This is a genomic window from Streptomyces alkaliphilus (assembly GCF_014141535.1).
Taxonomy (GTDB): domain Bacteria; phylum Actinomycetota; class Actinomycetes; order Streptomycetales; family Streptomycetaceae; genus Streptomyces; species Streptomyces alkaliphilus.
The window spans coordinates 1-3,018 of the sequence record NZ_VKHT01000650.1 but is presented as its reverse complement, the minus strand read 5'-3'; the positions used below and the strand labels follow the sequence as shown (position 1 = coordinate 3,018).

Sequence of the window (3,018 nt, the reverse complement as noted above, 5' to 3'; positions counted from 1 at the left end):
CGTGGGGGAGCGCCCGGGCCGCGGCCGGGCGGGGGTCCTCGTGAGTCCCACGGGTCCTCGAGGCGTTCCCCGGGGGCCTGCGGGGCCGGGCGGAACGCGACGGCTCCCAACACCGAGGAACCCGGCCGCTGGCGACGGGGGATGCACCAGCGACCGGGCTCAACTGAAAGGTAACAACTCCTCGGCGATTAGCAAATCCCGCGGGACGACGGACGGCCGAACCCGGGCCCCCTGACAGCCGTTACCGGCCTCCTGTGAGTCGAATCACAGGAGACCGGGGGAGCGGTTCGCGGTTTCCCGACGCCCCGGACGCGCTTTCCCCGCGCGCCGCCCCAACATCAACACCCTTTTCCCACAAGGTGGTTGAGGACTCGTGGCGGGGGTTCGGTCAGTTCAGGGTGACCTGACGGTTGGTCAGGCCGCTGCGTGCGCGCCGCTCCTCGGCGGTCAGCGGGGACGTCTGCGCCAGCGCCTCGGACAGCCGTTCGCCGAAGGAGGCGGCGGGCTTCTCGCACTCCTCGGCACCCATCGAGGACGGCAGGTCCCACACCGGCACCGTCAGGCCGTGGGCCCGGAAGGAGCCCACCAGCCGGGTACCCTCGCCGAGCCCCGACGTCCCGGCGGAGTGCAGCCGGGCCAACGCGTCGAGCAGGGTGTCCTCCTCGTGCGGCATCACCCAGCGCAGGTGGTTGCGGCCCGGCACCTCGCACCAGTAGGCCGCCTCGACTCCCGCCAGCCGCGCGGTCGGCACGGCGGCCTCGTTGGCCCGCTCCAGCGAGGCGGCCACCGGGCCGGTCGCCGCCTGCGCGTCGTCCAGCCAGAACTCGAAACCGGGGTGCACCCGGGGCTCGAACGGGGCCTCCGGGTCCAGCAGGTCCTGCAGGCGCGGCCCATCGGAGGCACCCGAAGCGGGCGTCACCGGCTCACCAGGCTTGCCCTCCAGGGCGCGCAGCAGAACCTCGGCCAGGTCCCGGCTCAGGTCGCCGGTCGGCGTGTCGTTCTGCAGGGCGATCAGCACGGAACCGTCGTCGCGACGCAGGGCCGGCCACGCCATCGGCAGCACCGTGGCCAGGGTCAGGGAGGGCACGCCCGCGGGCAGCCCGTCCCGCAGCCGCAGCTCCACCGTCGCGGCGGGGACCAACTCGCGCAGGGCCACCCAGTCGCACTCCCCGCGCAGCCCCTCGAAGGGGCGACGGACGAGTTCGGCCGCGGCCTTCGCGCCCTCCCGGCCGTGACACGCCTTGTAGCGGCGGCCGGAGCCGCAGGGGCAGGGCTCCCGCGCGCCGACGACGGGGATCTCCCCGCCGGTGCGCTGCGCGGTGCCGGTGGACTTCTGGGGGCGGCGCTTCTTGGCCATGCGGAGCGGCTCTCTCGGATCTCGGTGCGGACGGAGTCCGGCCGAGCCTAACGGGCGTGCGCGGGAAGCACCGCCCAGACCGTGACGCCCCCGGACGGATCACCCTCCAGGACACCCCAGTCCCGGGTCAGCGAACCGATGATCGTCAAACCCCGACCGCCCCGGGCGGAGATCGATGGGGCCGCCGTGCGCGGCAGGGTCGGGCCGCCGCCGTCGGTGACGGAGACCGTCACCTCGCCGGCGCGGTCGTGGTGCCAGGTCGCGCGCACCCGCTCGCCCTCCAGCGGCCGGGCGTGCCGGCAGGCGTTGCTCAAAAGTTCCGTGAGCACCAGGACGGCGTCGTCGACGACCGCCTCCGGCACCCCGGCCGTGCGCAGATCCCGCCGCATCCTCCGCCGCGCCAACCCCGGGCCCGATGGGCCGTGGGGTACCGACACGGACGCGGACGCCGGCACGTGCTGTGTGACCACCGTTGCCACCCCCGATACCTCCTTACCCCACGCCACCCGAGTCGTGCCCTTTCGCCGATGCCGGGAAACCGACCCTGCCGGATCCGGTGCCGGCTTCGTTACGTTCCCTCGTGGCCGGAACCGAGCGGAATCGATTCGAACCGGCCACCCCGCGGAGCGTAGGCAAACAAAAACCTCATCGTCCACCTATTGTTCATTTCGGTCCGATCACTCCGCCCGAACGTGTCCGATTCGGTCCGTTTCCTCCTCCGGGTCGCGCCCCCACCGGCGCCCCGGGACGCGCCGTCGTCACGGCTGTGCCCCCTCGGGCCCCGCGGACCCGTCGGGCCCCGCGATCGGGCCCAGCCGCTCCCGCACCTCCCCCGGCCGGTTGGTGATGATCGCGTCCACCCCCAGCCGCACGCACAGATCCACGTCCGCCGGTTCGTCCACCGTCCACACGTGCACCCGGTGCCCGGCCGCCCGAGCCCGCGCCACGTACCCCGGATCCCGGCGCAGCACCCGGATCGACGGCCCCGCGATCGAGGCACCCACCGGCAGCCGTCCGCCCCGGTGCCGGGGCAGCAGGAAGTGCATCAGGTACACCGTCGGCAGCCCCGGGGCCAGCGCCCGGGTCCGTTGCAACGAACGTGCCGAGAAACTCATCACCCGCACCGGTCCCGGTATCGGACACCGATCCAGCGCCTCCACCAGACGACGCTCCACCTCGCCCCGCCACTTCGAGGGCTGCTTCGTCTCGATCGACAATCCCACCGGCCGGTCCGCCTCCGTCACCAGCCGCAGCAGCCGGTCCAGCGTCAGCACCCCCCGCTCCCCCTCGTCCTCCCGATCCGGTTCCTCCGGCAGGTCTTCGGCGGGTGCCTTCCAGGAGACGAAATCCAGCTCCGACAGCTCCGCCAACTCCATCGCCGAGACCGCCCCGCGCCCGTCGGAGACCCGGTTCACGCGCCGGTCGTGCACGCACACCAGATGACCGTCGGCCGTCATCCGCACGTCGCACTCCAACGCGTCCGCACCCTCCGCGATGGCCCGCCGGTACGCCGCCGGCGTGTGCTCGGGGGCGTACCGCGACGCGCCCCGGTGCGCGATCACCGCGATCGGACCGCGCCCTTCGGCCGGGGGACCCGGTTCACGCGCCGGTCGTGCACGCACACCAGATGACCGTCGGCCGTCATCCGCACGTCGCACTCC

The 3,018-nt window shown here is 73.5% G+C and carries 4 protein-coding genes; all 4 read right to left on the bottom strand.

Going from position 1 to position 3,018, the window contains the following annotated elements; all coding sequences use genetic code 11:
* Window positions 1–388: 388 nt before the first annotated feature.
* Window positions 389–1,357, bottom strand: coding sequence for a DUF5926 family protein (locus FNQ90_RS17990; RefSeq protein ID WP_182607321.1), 969 nt, complete (start codon window positions 1,355–1,357; stop codon window positions 389–391).
* A 47-nt stretch (window positions 1,358–1,404) separates the two neighbouring features.
* Window positions 1,405–1,746, bottom strand: a complete 342-nt coding sequence (locus FNQ90_RS17985; RefSeq protein WP_194432654.1) for an ATP-binding protein — start codon at window positions 1,744–1,746, stop codon at window positions 1,405–1,407.
* A 369-nt stretch (window positions 1,747–2,115) separates the two neighbouring features.
* Window positions 2,116–2,925: a glycerophosphodiester phosphodiesterase gene (locus tag FNQ90_RS17980; protein WP_323380037.1), complete on the bottom strand. Its 810-nt coding sequence runs from the start codon at window positions 2,923–2,925 to the stop codon at window positions 2,116–2,118.
* Window positions 2,916–3,002 carry a hypothetical protein gene (locus FNQ90_RS27535; protein ID WP_228471357.1) on the bottom strand — a complete coding sequence of 29 codons (87 nt, stop codon included), beginning with the start codon at window positions 3,000–3,002 and terminating at the stop codon, window positions 2,916–2,918. The genes FNQ90_RS17980 and FNQ90_RS27535 overlap by 10 nt, the downstream gene beginning before the upstream one ends.
* Between the last annotated feature and the right edge of the window lie 16 nt (window positions 3,003–3,018).

What these genes read in the sequence shown, in the direction of transcription:
- FNQ90_RS17990 (WP_182607321.1), bottom strand. Translation starts at nt 1,357, where the DNA reads ATGGCCAAGAAGCGCCGCCCCCAGAAGTCCACCGGCACCGCGCAGCGC.
- FNQ90_RS17985 (WP_194432654.1), bottom strand. Translation starts at nt 1,746, where the DNA reads ATGCGGCGGGATCTGCGCACGGCCGGGGTGCCGGAGGCGGTCGTCGAC.
- FNQ90_RS27535 (WP_228471357.1), bottom strand. Translation starts at nt 3,002, where the DNA reads ATGACGGCCGACGGTCATCTGGTGTGCGTGCACGACCGGCGCGTGAAC.